The following is an 18,112-nucleotide window of genomic DNA, read 5'->3' on the forward strand; positions in this document are numbered from 1 at the left end:
AAATAGAGACGATCTGCTCAGTTAACAGATATATGTCAAACTCGCTCAAAGCATCAACAACTGGACTGGGAATTGTAGACAAGGCGCGGAAACGTCTTGGCTGGACGAAAACTAGTACGGCGCGTTGGTGGCAAGATGCTCATACTTCTAGAGCTACTTTACGGCGATTTTGGCAGGGCGATCGCATTCAGCAAGAAATTTTCATCGCTATTTGTCACGCTGTTGGCATTAACGATTGGCAAAGTATCGTAGAAATCCCTAATGCAGACTTCGAGGAAACTTCTACACAATACCTCGACTGGGATGAAGCACCTGATGTTGAAAGTTTTTACGGACGTAATCAAGAATTAACTCAGTTAGAAGAATGGATTTTAGGCGATCGCTGTAAACTAATCATCATCACAGGGATTGCTGGCATTGGCAAAACGTCTCTGGCTCTGGCTTTAGCTGACCGCATTCAGTTAAAATTTGATGGGTTAATCTGGAAAACTCTTCACTTTACACCATCCCTAGTTTCCCTTTTGGATGGACTCCTCCACACCTTTCAGCAAACTCCGGTTGATGATATTCTCTCAGATACCGCAAAACTCATCCATCATCTGCAACAGCGTCGGTGTTTGTTGATTCTAGATGGGTTGGATGAGTCAGAAAAACACTATCATCAATTTATCCAGCAATTAATCCGCGCTCATCATCAAAGTTGCATTATCCTCACCAGTCGAGAACAACCAAATATTATTGAATCGAATACTAAAACGGTTCGCAGTCTCACGTTAACAGGATTACCAAAAGATGATGCGGTGAAACTATTGCAAGCCAGAGGATTTACAGGTAAGGAAATCGGATTATCACCCCTAATTCAACTTTATCGCGGCAATCCTTTGGCACTCAAGCTTGTTACGCCGTTGATTCAGTCAGTGTTTGGTGGGAATATTGCGGCTTTTCTGAGTCAAAATGCGATAGTAATTGGCGATCGCTTGCGTGTTATCCTGAAGCAACAGTTTGAGCAACTGTGTGATTTAGAACAAAATATTCTCTATTGGTTAGCAATTTGGCAACAACCAATCTCTTTTAGCCGCTTGCAAACTCATTTACTGATTTCTCTCGACCCAGCTACAATTTTAGATGCTATTGTCAGTTTAGAAAGGCGATCGCTTTTAGAAAAATGGATTTGTAGTGATGCACCAGCTTTTACCTTACAACCACTGGTGATGAAAATTGTCACCGATGAATTAGTAGAACGTGGGACTCAAGAGATAATTCAGGTGGTGCAGAGTCAAAATATCGCTGATTTTAAAGTTCTGCGAACCCATTGGTTATTGCGTCCGGGTAGCGATGATATTGTAGGCGATCGCATTTTGCATCAACTACAAGAAAAACTCTGGCAGATTTATGGGGCAAATCTCGTACAAAATCTCCAGCAAATTCTATTACTTTTAAATAATAAATCCCCTTTAACAATTGGTTATATTGCTTGCAATATCACAACAATTATTAACCGATTAGGATAATAATATTGCTACCAAATTTTAGACATATTCAAGGAAAATCCTGGTAAAATTGGATCTGCGCTAACTGTCTCAGGATTTTCTAAACATTCTTCAGGTTGACCAGGACGATAAATATAAACTCGGCGGTGTTTGCGGTCGATTAAAAAACCTAACTGTACCCCTGACTCTTGCATATATTCTGCCATTTTATCTTTCAGGGGTTGGAGGTTGTCGCTAGGCGATCGCAGTTCAATGACAAAATCAGGACAAATGGGTGCAAATACCTGTTGTTGTTCTGATGATAAAGCATTCCAACGTTCTAATTTCATCCAGGAAGCATCAGGAGAGCGTTTTGCACCCGTGGATAATGTAAAGCCTGTACTGGAGTCAAAACAAATACCTGTACCATCTTTTTCTGACCAAACTCCTACCTGTAAAGCTACATTAAAGTTACGATTTCCTGTTTCTGAACCCGTAGGCGGCATAATTGAAATTTCTCCGAACTGATTCATTTCAATGCGTAAGTCACGATTTACTTGACAGAAATCAAAGAATTGTTCATCTGTCATTTGCATTGATGGTGGCATTTGGATCACAAAAGGAGATGACAGCATCATAGTTCAACATCCGACTTTATTTTCCATTCTTACGTAAATACAAAAAAACGCAAAGATAAAGCTTTGCGTCTTATATAAGAAACTACGTAAAAATTCATCTACTCAACACTGAATACTGATTTTCACTCAGCACGCGCTAAACGCCGCTAACAGCACTCATTACTCAGCACCGGCTAAACGCCGCGCTACCGCTAACAGCACTCATTACTTATTAGGCTGAGGAGTCATCCGTAAGTAGGGTTTAATTTCTTGGTAGCCTTTGGGGAATTTCTCTTTCAATACTTCTGGGTCTTTGAGAGAAGGTACAATCACACAATCATCACCATCTTTCCAGTCAGCAGGGGTAGCTACGCTGTAGTTATCGGTGAGTTGTAGTGAATCAATTACCCGCAACAGTTCATCAAAGTTACGTCCGGTGCTGGGGGGGTAGGTGAAGGAAAGACGCAGTTTTTTGTTGGGATCAATTACAAATACGGAACGCACTGTGACAGCTGCGTTAGCGTTGGGGTGAATCATGTCGTAAAGGTCGGAAACTTTACGATCTGCGTCTGCCAAAATGGGGTAATTAAGGGTGGTGCTTTGAGTTTCTTCGATGTCACCGACCCAGCCATTGTGAGATTCTACATCATCAACACTGAGAGCGATCGCTTTCACATTGCGCTTGTCAAATTCTGGTTTGAGTTTCGCAACTGTACCTAATTCAGTTGTACAAACTGGTGTATAGTCAGCAGGGTGAGAGAACAGCACTACCCAGCTATCACCAGCCCATGTGTAAAAATCTATGTCGCCATGTGTAGACGCTTGTGTAAAGTTGGGTACTGTATCACCAAGACGGAGAGCCATATAAGATTCCCTGTAGTTAAGTAAGGCTTATGTATTTTACCGTGTCGTCATGACACAACATCGGTTTCCCCATCGGCTTTTAGTGCTTTGTAACAAAATTTTAACTTTTTCGCAGCTAAAAGGCTATTTCAGATAGGGAACGATAACTCACGGATTCTGATTATTGCACAAATGGGATGTATTTGTTTTTTCTACACCGTGAACTAAATAATTTGATACCTTTTCGGGAATTGTCTGCATAGGGTTTGTGGTTTGTAGAGGTATGTAATCATCGAAAGTCAGTGATGCGGGATACCTATTTGACTTTTACAATACATCAGTAAAAATCAAAACAGTTTCTTCCCCATTCCCCATTCCCTATTCCCTAATAAATACATGATTTTCAAAGGGTCTTGGTCAATTAAGCGTTTGACAGCAGCCTTTGGTGTACTGTTACTAACCGCTTGTAATGGTAATGCCAACTCTGATGATAATTTTACGGGTTTGAAAGTTAAGCTTTTGGTGGGTAGTGCTTTGGGTGATTTTTGCACCCAAGCCGCAAAAAATTTTAATGCGACTCAACCGAAGTTAGATAACGGGACAGCATTTCGGGTAAGTTGTGAGGCGCAGGGTAGCGGCGACGTAGTTACCCAGGTAGTTAATTCTGCTACTCAGTTGAAAAATGGTACTTTATCAGCAGATGCGCCGGAATTACCCACGATTATTTCTCTGGATGGAGATATATATCACAGTCAGCTAATTTACCGCATTAACCAACTGTATCCAGGGCAAAATTATATTCCAGAAATTACCGATGCCCAGTTAATAGCAAACACGCCAATGGTGTTTATGGCGCAGCCAGATGTGGCTGAAGGGTTGAAGAAAGTCGCTGATCCTTATCAGGCTTTGGTGACGGCGAAAACTCACAAAGATATTGACCCAACTGCACCAGCGTTAACAGTTAACTATGTCCATACCGCGCCAACACGTTCTAATTCTGGGTTACAAACCTTGGTCGCTCAATATGCCAGTGTATCGGGTAAACGTCCAGAAGAGTTGACAGTTGCTGATGTGCAGAAGTTTCAGGCGCAAATTCAGCAAATTCAAAGTAAGATTACCCGTTACGGGGTTTCTACTAATTCTCTAGCCCAAGCGATGGTAAAAAATGGGCCGTTTTGGGCTTCTGTGGGGTCTGTGTATGAGTCTAGTGTGATTACGGCGAATTCTAGCTTACAACCAGGACAACAGCGTTATACAGCCGTGTATCCCAAAGTGACGTTTACTTCTAATATGCGGGCAATTATACCGAATGCGCCTTGGGTGAGTGGGGATGAAAAAGCTGCCGCAGAAAAGTTTATCACCTACTGGCGATCGCCGGAAACTCAAAAAATTGCTACCGATTTGGGTTTAAGGCCGGGAACTCCTGGTGTGGCTTTGGGTGGAAAGTTTGCGCCAGATTTTGGTGTGGACTCTCAAGCTAAGTATGATTCCCTCCGACCACCAAAACCAGAGGTGGTGGATGCAATGTTGAAGTCTTGGCAAGAAGCGTCTAAGAAACCATCGTTAGTGGTGGTAGTGGTCGATTCTTCCGGTTCAATGGAAGGAAATAAGCTACCAGCAGTACAAAACACTTTATTAAATTATGTGAAGAACTTGGGAGTTAAGGAGCAAATTGCCCTTATAGACTTTGATTCTGATATTCGTCCCCCAGTGTTAGTAGATGGTACACCCCAAGGGCGCGATCGCGGTCTGCAATTTATCAGTGGACTAAGAGCCGATGGTGGAACAAAATTATATGATGCGGCAATTTATGCACGCGATTGGTTACAAAAAAATCGTCGTCAAAATGCCATTAATGGGGTTTTAATCTTAACGGATGGTGAGGATTCTGGTTCGCAAACTTCTTTAGAACAACTATCAACTGAATTGCAAAAAAGTGGTTTTTCTACTGACCAAAGAATTGGCTTTTTTACAATTGGTTATGGTCAAGAGGGTGAGTTTAATCCTAATGCTTTGAAAAAAATTGCTGAATCGAATGGGGGGTATTATTCTCAAGGTAATCCAGAGACGATTTCGCGGTTGATGTCTGATTTGCAGGTGGAGTTTTAAACGCAAAGGTACGCGGAGTTTTTTATGGTGAAGTTAGTGAATCCGTTGTATTATCCGGTGGCTGTTTTAGTTGGTGGTTTAACTCTATTTGTTGGGGTGCGGTTGGGGAATTTGTCTAGTTTGGTAATGATACCTGTGGCGACTGGTGTGGCGGTGGCTGGTGCGAGTTTTTTCAAGTCTCGTGAAGGTGAAATATTAGAGTTAGATAACCCAGCGTTGGAACGGGAAATATTAACAGTTAAATCATCGGCTTTGGCATTAGCTAATCAAGCTAATGCTATGCGCTTAGAGGTGCAGAAACTATTAACTGATACCTTTCATGTGGAACTATTGACAACGGTTTTAATGAGTTGCGATCGCGCCGCCGAACTTCCTGGTAAACTTGATAAATTAGGAGTTAGTCTACATCACACAAATTCACTCCTTTCTATCGAAGCTTTACAACAGCAACTTACAGAAGTCAAAACCAAATTACCAAATAGTTCTGGTGTTGCTAAACGACATCTGAATCAATTAGCAGAGAGTTTAAAACGTAACATACAGTTAGCACAAGAAGGTGAAGATAGTCGTCTAGCTAGAGTCATCAATATTGCTACTCTAATTCAAGATTTTGCTGGTGTATTGCAAAAACTGCAAACAAGATTACGTACATCTGATTTAACTGACTCTGAGCAAATTAATGGTTTGCAATTAATTGCTGATGAACTCAATAGCCTTGCAGAAAATCTATATTTAGTAGTAAGACAATAATTATATTCAGTTTGTAGTAAGGGCTTTAGCCCTCAAAATCGAAAATCTAATTTTTTAACCGCAAAATTTGTTTGTATTGATAACCCTGGGATTCTTCACCTTCATTCAGAATATACATGAAGAAGAAAATCAGCCCTCTCAAAAAATTTACCTTTGCTGTCGTCGTTGCAGAGTCGTTGATAGTTATCCCTATGTTGGTATTGACGCTGGGTAAATCAGTTAACTTAAAATGTCAACGAATTGAGCCGAATTATGTCAAATGTCAGCAGCAGTTTAGCCATTTATATGGTTTGTGGTCAAATACGCCTACATCATTTAGATTAACTGGCGTGGAGCTAGAAGAGTATGTCTTTAAAGAAGATTTACCTGAAGGGACTTATATTTATCTCCAAACCAATAATCAAGGAGAAGAACTATATTTTTACGGAAGTAATTTAAAAATGGCATTAACAGATAAACAACGGCTGGAAACCCTACTAAGCAATAATGGTCAAGCATCCCTAGAAATCACAGTTAAAGATACTTATTTGAGTGCTTTAGATTTTCTGACAACCTTAGTAGGTCTCAACATTATTATTATCTTTTCGATAGCTTTATTCTCTTTGATTACTCTGATTATATTTGTGTTGACGCTAGTTACCGCTAGTTACTTCTTCAGTAAAACAAAATAATATGAAAAGCAAAAAATCTCAATTCAAGCGCAAAAAACAAGTTTTTACCTCTATTACGATTATCGCAGCAGCATTAGGTTTAACTTACGCCCCAATTCCTGGTTTACAGCAAACAGTGGTCATTGTTAGCGGGACAGAACTACAAGAACCACTACAACAACTCGAAGCTAAATTTGAGCAAGAAAACCCCAATATCAAGTTAGAACTCAAGTTTCAGGGTTCACAAGATATGATAAACAATTATGTTGACCAGAAAAATGATTTTAAACCTGCGGTGTTAATTCCAGCCAATGGAGAAATTTTAACAGAATTGGGCGATCGCCTCCGCACTACCACCCAAAACGAACCCTTTTATGAAACTCCTCAACCACTAGCTAAAACTCTACTTGTAGGTATTGCTTGGCCGGAAAGGGGTAAAGTTCTTTTTCCCAATGGACGCTTTCAATGGTCAAAACTAGAACAAGCAATGCAAGCTGGTAACTGGGGAAAAGTTGGCGGTGCAAGTAACTGGGGTAGTTTTGATTTTGTCACCACCGACCCCACGCGGTCTAGTAGCGGTCAGTTGACTTTAAACTTGTGGACACAATCAAAATTAGGTGGTGCTATTAACGCCGATAGTTTTAACAATTCATCAATACAAACGCTATTTAGTTTAATCAAAAAATCAGTTTATCAACCACCTCGTTCTACAGATATTCTCCTACAAGAATTTATTGTGAGAGGTGCTAATGATGCTGATGTCGCTACTGTATATGAAAGTGTAGCTTTATATCGTTGGCAACAATCAGCCGTCAGTAAAGGTAGACCATACCAAGTTTATTATTTAGACCCGTCAATTGAAACTACCGCCACCGCCGCAATTGTCAGGCGAGACGTAGACGCAGGGACAGCAAAAGCCGCCAAAAGATTTTTAGACTTTCTCACCCAACCAGAACAACAGGCTGTATTTGTTCAGTATGGTTTTCGTCCGATGAATAATAACGTTGACTTAAAGACTGTACCGAATAGTCCGTGGAATCACAATATTCCTGGTGTAGAAGTCAAGCCGAGTGTGAAAATTCTTCCACCACCTGATAGTAAAACAATTACAGAAATTCAACGTCAATGGGAAAGGGCGAATTAGGGAAATTCGCAATTCGCAATTCGCAATTCGCAATGGACTAACGTCCCGCTACGCTAACGCTTTTTCCGTATTGTAACGGGAATTTAGAAAGAGTCATAACACTGGTTGCTTGATAGAAGTCGTGGACTTAAACCCCTAATTTTTGAATTGCGTGATGTGAGTTAAAAATGGAATTAACCAAAGGATTGATAGTATTTTTCGTAATCTTCGTTTTATTTGTAGGGATTTTCTTCACTGGCTCAGAAAGTGAGTTTATCTTCTATCCTTTAATTGATACTCAATCACCTCCAGGTTTTACAGTGCAGAAGTTCGAGAGTATCAAACCAGGAATGACCAAATTTGAAGTATCGAAAATTTTACCAACACCGAAGTATTCATCAGAAGATGGCGGTTCATGGCATTATGGTGAAGATGGTGCAGCACCATTTGGTGATTTTGCGTGGTTTGACTTTACAATACACTTTGATGCAGAAGGAAAAGTGATGAAAACAGAACGCCAACAATTTAATGACTAAATTTTTACGGTCAACTGATTATAAGCTTGAATCATTTGGCGTGCGATCGCATCCCAGCTAAAATTTTCTAAAGCATAATTTCTCGCATTCAAACCCCGACGCTGACATTCTTGGGGATTTTGCAAAGCTGTTTGTAGTAATTCCACCAACGATTCTACATTTGTTGTTCCCACCCAACCAGATTCACTATCTCGCACCTGTTCCCAAATATGTACTTGGTCAGAAATTACCACGGGTTTTCCTGCTACCATTGCCTCAGCAACAGCAATACCAAAGTTTTCATAGTAGGAAGGTAAAACAAATAAATCAGCCGCCTGTAATAACCTGGTTTTTAATTCACCAGTGACAAAACCTGTAATTGTAGTGTGAGATTTTAAAGGCGAATTAGCAATTTGGTCTTTAATTTTTTGTTCATAATCTGGGTCTTGGGGACTCGCACCAGACAAAATAAAATGAAAATTATTTCCTAACTCTAGCAGCTTCTCCAAAGCTGGAATCAGCAGATTTAGCCCTTTTTTTGGGTCAAGCCGTGACATAAATAGCACCCAAGGGATATTCTCTTTTATTCCCCATTCCCCACTGATGAAAGTTTTAGCATTCTCAGGGGAAATTTGAGGCGGAATTACACCCAAAGGAATCACTAAATCTTTTGTATTAACACCAAATCTTGCTGATACTTTCGCTTCTTGCTCACTTGTAAAATGAATCGCAGCCGCATTAGCTAAATTACCCTTTTCAATAATTTCTACATATAGCTTTTTTAATTGTTTTTTCTTTAATAAATCAGCCGGATCAAGTGTACCTAAAGGACGTAAAATATAAGGTAAATTTTCCTGACGACATACTAAAGCCGCCGCACTACTTACAGGCGAGAATAAAGCGTGAATATGCGCTATATCAAACTCACTAGCATGATTTTTCAACCATTTGAGTAAATCTAGAGAAAATTTATAGCGACGAAATGGCGCGCAGCGAAAATAGATAATTTCATACCCATCCTGTGAAATGGGAACATTTAAAGGTACATCTAGAGGTTTTTGACCAGTATCACCATTACTATCTGTAGTTATTACCGTAACTTTCACACCTTCCTTAGCTAAAGCAGGTGCTAATCCCAAAACCATTTGACTAGGGCCACCATAAACCAAAGAAATAGAGGGAACAATTTGTAAAATTTTCATCTTTAGACAAGGGAGGAGTAATGAGTGCTGAGTGCTGTTAGCGGTAGCGCGGCGTTTAGCCGGTGCTGAGTGCTGAGTAATAAGTAATGACTATTGACTATTGACTATTGACTGATAAAACTCAAACTGCTGCTTGGCTAAAGCCTTATTTGTGTATTGAGTCATTGCTTTTTGATATCCCAATTCAGCTAATTTATGTGCTAAATCTGGCTTTTCTATTAGTTGTAATAAACAGTCTGCTAAAGCTTCTGCTTTACCTTCAGGAAATACCATACCAGCTTCACCAATTACATAAGGTATTTCGCCTGAGTCAGAACCAACCACAGGAACTTTACACGCCATAGCTTCAATAATTACATGACCAAATTGTTCTTTCCAACCAACGGAAGTCAGGGTTTTAAATTGATAGGTGGTTTCTGATGGTAGCACTAAGGTATTCATCAAATTAATATAATTAGCAACTTCATCATGAGGTACACTTTCTACAAATATCACTCTATCTTGTAGATTATTTTCGGCTGCTAATTGCACTAACTCTTCTTTTAAAATGCCACGCCCTAGTAACAATAATTTCCAATTTTTATCTTTTAGTATTACTAAAGACTGCAAAAGTGTTAATAAACCCTTTTCAGGTACAAATCTCCCCACAAACCCGACAACAAAATCATTCGCTGCAATACCCAACTTAGCGGCTAATTCCGGTTGTGATTTGGGTGTAAATAGTGTTTCGTCAACACCTAATTGTGGCATGACTTTAATTGCACCTTGATAACCTCTTTGTCGCAAAATTTCCGCCCCATCCTGATTACCGGAAATAATACCGTGACTATGATTGAGGTTATATTTTTCTAGTAAAGCTATTGGTGGTTTTAATTCGTAAGGTAAATTCCACCAAGTGAAAAAGATATTTTTCGCCTTTAGTCCTAATAACTGATTTAAGAAAATCATCTGAGTATAAGCTAAACTCCTAGAACCCTGTTCTACTTGAATGATCTGGGGGCGAAATTGTCGCAACAAGGAGATTAAATCAGCACCAAATGTTAGTAAGCCTTGATGATTTTGACTAAAGTTAGTAACTGGAACTATTTTAAATTTCCCTTCATCCCGATATTGAGTTTCAATGACTTTATTTTGTACACCGCCAGGTTTCCAGACTTTAGGAACTACAGCTGTTACTTCAATCCCTGGTTCTAACTGAGATAAGGCACGCAACTTTTCACAGTTGAGGTCTACAATATACGTATGACTTGCAACTAAGATTCTCATAAATATTTACTACTATTTAGCTGTCAATACTTAATTAAGTAGAACGGTGGAAATAATTAAAGGTTAGGGTTGGTAGTGAGGACTTCAGTCCTCTCTTAGAGACACTCCGCAAACAAATAAGGACTAAAGTCCTTACTACAAAACGAATTTCCCAATTTTTACATTGCTTAATGTAGTTTGGTTTTTTCGCACCGAATTACTTAGTTTTCACTAACGACTAATGACTAATGACTCTGAACTCTTAGTTATTGATTCTTGATCAAGACGACTATAAATTTGTCCATCATCCCAAAGAGATCGGATAAGACTCCGTAAAGCATTGAAAAAACCCAAGATATAGAAAATACCACGGGTTAAAACTTTAATTGGTGAACCACTTTTATGACAGGGGGGACGACCAAGGACGTGACAATCAAATAACCTGGCGTATAGACGTAACGCTTGGCTAACGGTGAGGTTTTTCATCGCCATCAGGAAATGATTGTGGTAGAAGGTGAATTGATATTCGAGCGATCGCATACTAATATCATGACACCCCCCTGTTTCTTCTCCTAAATGGACTAAACAAGCCTCTGGGTCATACCAAATTTTATATCCTGTCTGGCGGAACCTCAGACAAAAATCTGATTCTTCTCGGACAGCACTACCCCTAAATCTCTCATCAAACCGCAGTCCATACTTAGTGAAGATTTCCCGCCGGAAAGACATATTACAACCCCTCGCACTTAACACTTGTTGGGGCTTAATGGTATGTACTAAATCGATATGATACCAAGCAATCCCAGGGTTCATGGCCTCTGGGGGTAAATATTCAATCTCAAACTCTCCCTTAGACTCACCTAATTTCATTCTGTCAAACACCCGTCCAGCTACCGCCCCTATCTCTGGGCTTTGCAGATAATTTTTGACATGATTTGAGATATAGTCAGGCGTTAATTTGACATCATCATCAATGAAAATAATAATTTCACCCGCAGACCTTCTCACCCCATAATTTCGCGCCCCTGGTAAACTCGCCCAACTTAAGCGAAACCATTTAATTTTTGCTTTTGCGGCTAATTCTTCCAGATAGCTTTGTATGTCTGCTTGATGCGTCGGTGATTGATCTACTACCAAAACTTCAAAATTTGGGTAATTTTGATTTAAAACATCTGCAATGCTATCTCGCAGTGGTTCTTCTCGCCCATAGGTAGGGATAATTACAGTCACTAAGGGATGATGATTTGTGGAAGAATCAGAAAATTCCATAATTTTAACGTTTTTATACCCTTTATTTAGGTTTACATCTACTTAAATCTCAAACACTAAAGTCGTATAATTTTTAGAGTATGTTGCGTGCGATATCATTTTAGTTCCTCTAGCCTATAGGAAGCAAACTACACCACAGCGATCGCTCTCTAGTCAACCAAGTTTAGATTGACCTTACCGTAGCAGACGCACCACAACTGACGCACCCTACAGTTTAGATATTTTTTTATCTGGAAGTCCCTAACGAACGATTAACGATGATCTCTGTGAACCCACCCCTACAAATGTCTACAGAATTACAAGACTTTAATTCACATTAAAATCAATTGCCAAAAAAAGAACCAGGGAATATTTTCTCTGGTTCATAGATACAGACACAACAATCAATAACTAAATTATTTAGTTCAGCATGGAGTAAGTAGAGATACCACCTGAAATGAGCAAAAAACTTTTGCGGTTGGAGTGTTTATTTCTTGGTTTTTTGTACTAGAATCTACCTAGATAGTGCAGTCCTAAGATTGTTCCTGCTCCTAAAATGTGACCAAACGCAGTAGTTGCTAATAATGCAGGTAAACCGAAGCCACCGAAGAGATTAGCAGAAGGTAAAGCGGGTTCTGAACTGGGATGTTTGATGCTGGATTTACCAAAGGCAATGGCAATGATATTGGCAACAATCATGATAATGCCGATTGAGGGATTCCATTGCAATGGCGCAGTTGCAGCAGCGAGTAAGGTTGAAGTTAACACCTGAATAAGCTCCTGACATTTATTTTGATGATTGAGGATATCATCTGAAAAATCCCGCAATAAATTCAAGAGAAATTCCGATTTTGCATCAATATTTAACATTCATTTTCAATACTTCATAAATTTAGTGGTCTGACGTATTAAATATAAATGAGGGGTTTGTAGTTGCGATTTATCGCTGAAAAGTTAAATATGAGTCCTAAAGCTAAGTTCTTGATGTTGTATCTACTTTGACATCTTGATGAAGATTATTGTTATAATTCTTTAAGTTGTGATGCGATCGCCATCATCCGAAAAACCAATATATTGGAGGCGATCGCTAACAAGTGATGACTAATGACCAATCCCCTACCCGAAAGTAGGGGTTTTTTATTTTTAGGGGTGTGAGGGTGTGAGGGTGTGAGGGTGTAAGGGTGTGAGGATTTATATTGATTATTTCCCCTACACCCCTACACCCCTAAACCCCTACACCCCTATTTTCCAACAACCCGTTATGTCTGAGTAAAGACGCTGTACTTGGTTGACGACCACGGAATGATTGAAACACCTGCATGGGGTGTTGACTACCACCAAGAGCTAGTACAGTATCTCTGTAACGTCTACCGGTGGCTTTAATCGCTTCCTCGTCTTCTAGTCCCGCTTCTTCAAAGGCTGCAAAAGCATCTGCACTTAGCACTTCAGCCCACTTGTAACTGTAGTAACCTGCCGCATAACCACCTTCAAAAATATGCCCAAAGGCACACAAAAACGCATCCTCTGGAAGTGGGGGTAACACAGTCGTAGTTTTAGCTACACGGTGACGCACATCGGCGGCGGTTTCTTTCCCACCTGGACGATAGCGAGAGTGTAATTCTATATCTACACTACTAAAGTGAATTTGCCGCAAAATGGCACTACCACTCATGTAATTGCGCGCTGCTAGCAGTTTTTGATAATAATGCTCTGGTAGCGGTTCACCAGTTTCATAATGCTGCGCCATACTAAACAAAGTGGTGCGCTCATAACACCAGTTTTCCATAAACTGGCTCGGTAATTCAACTGCATCCCACTCGACGTTATTAATACCCGATGCTCCACTGTAGTCAACCTTAGTCAACATATGATGCAAACCGTGACCAAATTCGTGGAACAGGGTTTCAACTTCATAGAAAGTCATCAAGCTGGGTTTACCATCCACTGGCGGCGTTTGGTTACAAATTAAATACGCCACTGGTAAGCGGATAGACGTTACACCATTGTCCGTAATCTTGCGGCGATTGATACAGACATCCATCCAAGCACCACCACGCTTTTCAGCAGGACGGCTGTAGGGGTCTAGATAAAAGTAGGCGATGGGGCTACCTGTTTCATCCGCAATTTGGAAATAACGGACATTTTCATGCCAAACTGGGGCTTGACCATCAGCCGGGGTGACGGTGATGCCAAATAGCCGCTTTACTAAACCAAACAAGCCTGCTAAGACTTGGGGGAGAGGAAAGTAAGGACGTAATTCTTCGGCTGTGAAAGCAAATTTTTCTTCCCGTTGTCTCTCCGCCCAAAAACTTAAATCCCAGTGTCGCAAATTTTCGGCTTCGGCTGCACCTTTAGCAGCAGCAAAAGCTTTGAGAGCAGCTAAATCTTGGGTAGCAGCGTCATAACTGACACTACGCAACTCTTCTAAGAGTGCTTCCACCGCCTCGACATTGGGAGCCATTTTACTAGCTAAACTCAATTCGGCAAAATTCTCAAAACCCAATAAATTCGCTAGTTCTTGGCGTAATTCCAAAATTCGTTCGATGAGGGGGTGATTATCTAACTCCCCAGACGCAGCACGGGTGATGTAGGCTGTGTAGATTTTTTCACGCAAATCCCTGCGGGTACTATGCTGCATGAAAGGACTGTAACTGGGAAAGTCCAATGTAATGCGCCAAGGGCCATTTTCTGGTGTGGCGGTTTCTTCTCCTGCTGCGCGTGCTGCTTGTGCGGCTAAACTGAGTAAGCTTTGGGGTAAACCGTCAACTTCTTCTTTAGTGGTCAGGGTTAAACTAAAGGCTTTGGTAGCATCTAAGACATGGTTAGAGAACTTAGTAGAAAGTTCTGCTAATTCCATTTGAATAGCGTTGAAACGTTCCCGTGCTTCTCCTTCTAAGCCCACGCCAGAAAGTTCAGCATCACGAATAGCTGCTTCCACAATTCTTTGTTGTGCTGACTCTAAAGTCTGCCAACTATCACTAGCGCGGAGTTGTTTAAAAGCATTGTATATAGGTTGACTTTGGCCTAGTTTGTTCATGAACTGTATAACTTGGGGTTGTACAGTTTCATAAGCTTCACGCAATTCTGGACTATTTTTCACACCCATTAAATGATTAACTATGCCCCAACTCCAAGATAGTTTTTCACCCAGATGTTCTAGGGGTTCTACTAAATCATTCCAAGTGGGTTGGACATTAGCTTCTAAAGCGGTAAGTTGTTGGTCGAGTTCTGCCAACAGCTGCTCAAAGGCTGGTATGACTTGGTTTGGTGTGAGGTCAGCAAACGGAGGTAAGCCAGAACCTTTGAGTAGAGGATTTTTAGGAATAGAAGTATTTGCACTCATGGTTTTATTTTGAGCAGCAGTTGAAGGATAAAAATCGATTGTAATGTAATTTTTTTCTATTTTTCATGTAGTGATAACGGCAATCAACTGTGTTAACACTTAGCACAAAGTCACAGAAACGGTATAGAGTTTTGACACTTTTCCAGAGATAATCAATACCGATATAACCTTGGGTGCTGAGAAATGAAATTACTCCTCTCTGTTTTACTGACACCTATAGCCGTACTTTTAGCTTCTGGTCAGGCGTTAGCCGCACTGCAAACTAAAACTATCGAATATAAAGACGGGAATACAGTTTTAGAAGGCTATCTAGCCTATGACGATGCCATTAAAGGTAAACGTCCTGGTGTGTTGGTGGTGCATGAATGGGATGGCTTACAATCCTATGCTAAAAGACGCACTGAACAATTAGCAAAAATGGGTTATGTGGCTTTTGCTGCTGATATTTACGGTAAAGGTATTAGACCCAAAACTACGGAAGAATCAGGTAAACAGGCGACACTATACCGTCAAAATCGACCTTTATTAAGGTCAAGAGTTAATGCCGGGTTAAAAGTTTTACAATCAAATCCCCTAACCGATGTCAAACGTATTGCCGCCATTGGTTATTGTTTTGGTGGTGGGACTGTTTTAGAGTTAGCGCGTAGCGGTGCCAATATTGCCGGAGTGGTAAGTTTTCACGGCAACTTAGACACCCCCAACCCCGGCGATGCGAAGAATATCAAAGCGAAAGTCTTAGTATTACATGGTGCTGATGACCCATTTATCCCAGAGACACAGCTAAAAGCCTTTGAAACGGAAATGCGTCAAGCTAATGTAGACTGGCAATTAATTTCCTATGGTGGGACAGTCCATAGTTTCACCAACCCAGATGCCAAAGGTGAAATTAAAGGTGCAGAATACAACCCCATAGCTGACCAACGTTCCTGGCAAGCAATGCAGCAATTTTTCGCTGAGATATTCCGTAAATAGGGCATTGCGAATGGGGCATTGGGTATTGGGCATTGGGCATTGGGCATGGGGAAATAGTGCGGAGGTTATATGAATACTGGATTAATCTTTAATTAATATGGGAAATATTAATTCCCTATTCCCTATTCCCCATTCCCCATTCCCCAATATGCGTGCCATGATTTTGGAGTCACCGCGTCAACCACTGCGATTAGTTGACGTACCAATACCTGGTTTGAATGCTGGACAGTTGCTGATTCGGGTTCATGCTTGCGCTGTGTGTCGGACTGATTTGCATATAGTTGATGGGGAATTGACACACCCTAAATTACCTTTGATTTTGGGACATCAAATTGTTGGTACTGTAGAGGGGATTGCAGGTGATGTTCATAACTTCCAAATTGGGCAACGTGTGGGTGTGCCTTGGTTGGGATATACTTGCAATTCTTGCCCTTATTGTCTTTCTCATCGGGAAAATTTGTGCGATCGCGCTCAATTTACAGGTTACAATCTAGACGGCGGTTATGCGGAATATACTGTAGCTGACCATCGTTTTTGCTTCCCTCTAGACCCCAGTTATTCCGACTTGCAAGTTGCGCCTTTGCTGTGTGGCGGTTTGATTGGCTACCGCGCTTATAGAATGACTGGTGAGGCGCAAAAGTTGGGTTTTTATGGTTTTGGTTCGTCGGCGCATATCCTCATTCAACTCGCCCATCATCAAAATCGCCAAGTATTTGCGTTTACTCGCTCTGGTGATATCGCAGGACAAGAATTTGCCCGTCAATTAGGTGCAGTCTGGGCGGGGGACTCTGATGTATTACCGCCAGAACCACTAGATGCAGCCATTATTTTTGCACCAGTCGGGAAGCTTGTACCTGCGGCTTTACGGGCTGTGGCTAAAGGTGGTGTGGTGGTTTGTGCTGGAATTCACATGAGTGATATTCCCTCTTTCCCTTACAGTATTCTTTGGGAGGAAAGGGTGTTAAGGTCTGTAGCTAATTTGACGCGTCAAGATGGGGAAGAGTTTTTAGCTTTAGCACCGCAAGTTCCCATACATACTGAAGTTAACGCCTTTCCCTTAACTCAAGCAAATGAGGCCTTAGATGCGCTGCGTAGCAGCAAAATTGAGGGTTCAGCCGTATTAGTTGTAGAGTAAAGGAAAGTAGTGGTTAATAGTCAATAGTCATTAGTCATTAGTCATTACTCATTACTCATTACTCATTACTCAGCACGGGCTAAACGCCCCACTTCCGCTAACAGCACTCAGCACTCATTACTCATTAATCAACAGCCACACATTATCTATGGATGCGGAGAATATTCAACGGCGTTATACAGCAGGGGAGAGATATTTTCCCGCCGCCAACTTAATTCGAGCTAAGTTGATAAGAGCTTATTTACCAGGGATAAATTTATGGGGAGCAGACTTGAGTGGTGCTAACCTCGCGAGAGCTAAACTTTGGGGAGCAGACTTAAGTCGAGCCAATTTAGCTAATGCTAATTTGACTAGAGCGAATTTATGCGGTGTGAAGTTAAATGAGGCAAATCTGCGCGGTGCTAAACTTCATCTCACCAAGTTGTATGGAGCAGATTTAACAGGTGCTTATTACGATGACAGCACCCGCTTTTCTCAGGGTTTTGATCCTGTCAGTCGAAAGATGCACAAGTTTGAATGATTGCTTTTTACTCAATAACGCGCTTCACCTCAAAAACCCGCAAGCCTTCCGGGTGTTCATATTCGACTTTAACATCTTGCACCACTGCCGCAGGGGGGCCAGCATGACACCAGCGTAGTATCTCTTCCACAACCTCCCGCGCCCCTTCAAATACAGCTTCTACGCGTCCATCAGGAAGATTTCGCACCCAACCAGTTAAACCCAACTGGCTAGCAGTCTCGACAGTAGCGTAACGATAACCTACTCCCTGGACTCTACCGGAAATGAAGACGTGAGCGCGAACTAGTTTTGCTTGTGGTGTAGGATTTGGCATTGACCAATCTATACTTTACAATCACCAGTCTACATGGTTTGTGACTGAGGAACTGATA

At 41.1% G+C, this 18,112-nt stretch carries 17 protein-coding genes; 9 read left to right on the forward strand and 8 right to left on the reverse strand.

Annotated features, from left to right (window positions below):
• Positions 1-1,511, forward strand: a 1,511-nt coding sequence (locus CV014_RS05585; RefSeq protein ID WP_236141122.1) for an NB-ARC domain-containing protein, incomplete at its 5' end; no start/stop codon positions are given.
• 8 nt (positions 1,512-1,519) lie between these two features.
• On the opposite strand, the gene CV014_RS05590 is transcribed toward CV014_RS05585, so the two are convergent.
• Complete coding sequence (locus CV014_RS05590; protein ID WP_236141204.1) at positions 1,520-2,104, reverse strand: Uma2 family endonuclease; 585 nt, start codon at positions 2,102-2,104, stop codon at positions 1,520-1,522.
• A gap of 207 nt (positions 2,105-2,311) precedes the next feature.
• The gene (locus CV014_RS05595) at positions 2,312-2,950 is read right to left on the reverse strand and encodes a peroxiredoxin (RefSeq protein ID WP_103136130.1); all 639 of its coding nucleotides are present in this window, start codon (positions 2,948-2,950) and stop codon (positions 2,312-2,314) included.
• A gap of 375 nt (positions 2,951-3,325) precedes the next feature.
• On the opposite strand from CV014_RS05595, the gene CV014_RS05600 reads away from it, so the two are divergent.
• From CV014_RS05600 to CV014_RS05620, 5 genes are all read left to right on the forward strand, one after another.
• On the forward strand, positions 3,326-5,038 hold the full coding sequence (locus CV014_RS05600; protein WP_236141123.1) for a VWA domain-containing protein: 1,713 nt from the start codon (positions 3,326-3,328) through the stop codon (positions 5,036-5,038).
• 24 nt (positions 5,039-5,062) lie between these two features.
• Positions 5,063-5,788 carry a hypothetical protein gene (locus CV014_RS05605; protein ID WP_236141124.1) on the forward strand — a complete coding sequence of 242 codons (726 nt, stop codon included), beginning with the start codon at positions 5,063-5,065 and terminating at the stop codon, positions 5,786-5,788.
• A 116-nt stretch (positions 5,789-5,904) separates the two neighbouring features.
• Positions 5,905-6,459, forward strand: a complete 555-nt coding sequence (locus tag CV014_RS05610) for a hypothetical protein (RefSeq protein WP_236141125.1) — start codon at positions 5,905-5,907, stop codon at positions 6,457-6,459.
• Position 6,460: 1 nt separating this feature from the next.
• Positions 6,461-7,582 (forward strand): substrate-binding domain-containing protein, encoded by a 1,122-nt coding sequence (locus CV014_RS05615; RefSeq protein WP_236141126.1) that lies wholly within the window; start codon positions 6,461-6,463, stop codon positions 7,580-7,582.
• A gap of 167 nt (positions 7,583-7,749) precedes the next feature.
• The gene (locus tag CV014_RS05620; RefSeq protein WP_236141127.1) at positions 7,750-8,097 is read left to right on the forward strand and encodes a hypothetical protein; all 348 of its coding nucleotides are present in this window, start codon (positions 7,750-7,752) and stop codon (positions 8,095-8,097) included.
• Here CV014_RS05620 and hpsP read toward each other — a convergent pair.
• The 5 genes from hpsP to CV014_RS05645 form a co-directional block, all read right to left on the reverse strand.
• Entirely contained in the window at positions 8,094-9,278 is a 1,185-nt protein-coding gene (hpsP, locus tag CV014_RS05625; RefSeq protein ID WP_236141128.1) for a hormogonium polysaccharide biosynthesis glycosyltransferase HpsP, read from the reverse strand. The genes CV014_RS05620 and hpsP overlap by 4 nt on opposite strands.
• A gap of 90 nt (positions 9,279-9,368) precedes the next feature.
• On the reverse strand, positions 9,369-10,544 hold the full coding sequence (gene hpsO / locus CV014_RS05630; RefSeq protein ID WP_236141129.1) for a hormogonium polysaccharide biosynthesis glycosyltransferase HpsO: 1,176 nt from the start codon (positions 10,542-10,544) through the stop codon (positions 9,369-9,371).
• Between the two features lie 210 nt (positions 10,545-10,754).
• Positions 10,755-11,792: a hormogonium polysaccharide biosynthesis glycosyltransferase HpsN gene (hpsN, locus tag CV014_RS05635; protein ID WP_236141130.1), complete on the reverse strand. Its 1,038-nt coding sequence runs from the start codon at positions 11,790-11,792 to the stop codon at positions 10,755-10,757.
• Between the two features lie 486 nt (positions 11,793-12,278).
• Positions 12,279-12,539 (reverse strand): photosystem I reaction center subunit PsaK, encoded by a 261-nt coding sequence (psaK, locus tag CV014_RS05640; protein ID WP_236141205.1) that lies wholly within the window; start codon positions 12,537-12,539, stop codon positions 12,279-12,281.
• Positions 12,540-12,996: 457 nt separating this feature from the next.
• Positions 12,997-15,114 (reverse strand): M3 family metallopeptidase, encoded by a 2,118-nt coding sequence (locus tag CV014_RS05645; protein WP_236141131.1) that lies wholly within the window; start codon positions 15,112-15,114, stop codon positions 12,997-12,999.
• 183 nt (positions 15,115-15,297) lie between these two features.
• Here CV014_RS05645 and CV014_RS05650 point away from each other — a divergent pair, with 183 nt between their 5' ends.
• The 3 genes from CV014_RS05650 (at position 15,298) to CV014_RS05660 (ending at position 17,741) form a co-directional block, all read left to right on the forward strand.
• Complete coding sequence (locus CV014_RS05650) at positions 15,298-16,086, forward strand: dienelactone hydrolase family protein (RefSeq protein ID WP_236141132.1); 789 nt, start codon at positions 15,298-15,300, stop codon at positions 16,084-16,086.
• Positions 16,087-16,234: 148 nt separating this feature from the next.
• Positions 16,235-17,221 carry a zinc-dependent alcohol dehydrogenase family protein gene (locus CV014_RS05655; protein WP_236141206.1) on the forward strand — a complete coding sequence of 329 codons (987 nt, stop codon included), beginning with the start codon at positions 16,235-16,237 and terminating at the stop codon, positions 17,219-17,221.
• Positions 17,222-17,369: 148 nt separating this feature from the next.
• On the forward strand, positions 17,370-17,741 hold the full coding sequence (locus CV014_RS05660; protein ID WP_236141133.1) for a pentapeptide repeat-containing protein: 372 nt from the start codon (positions 17,370-17,372) through the stop codon (positions 17,739-17,741).
• Between the two features lie 7 nt (positions 17,742-17,748).
• Here the strand turns inward: CV014_RS05660 and CV014_RS05665 are convergent, their stop codons facing one another.
• Entirely contained in the window at positions 17,749-18,054 is a 306-nt protein-coding gene (locus CV014_RS05665) for an acylphosphatase (RefSeq protein ID WP_236141134.1), read from the reverse strand.
• Positions 18,055-18,112 lie beyond the last annotated feature (58 nt).

The organism is Nostoc sp. CMAA1605, assembly GCF_021596505.1.
Classification (GTDB): domain Bacteria; phylum Cyanobacteriota; class Cyanobacteriia; order Cyanobacteriales; family Nostocaceae; genus Trichormus.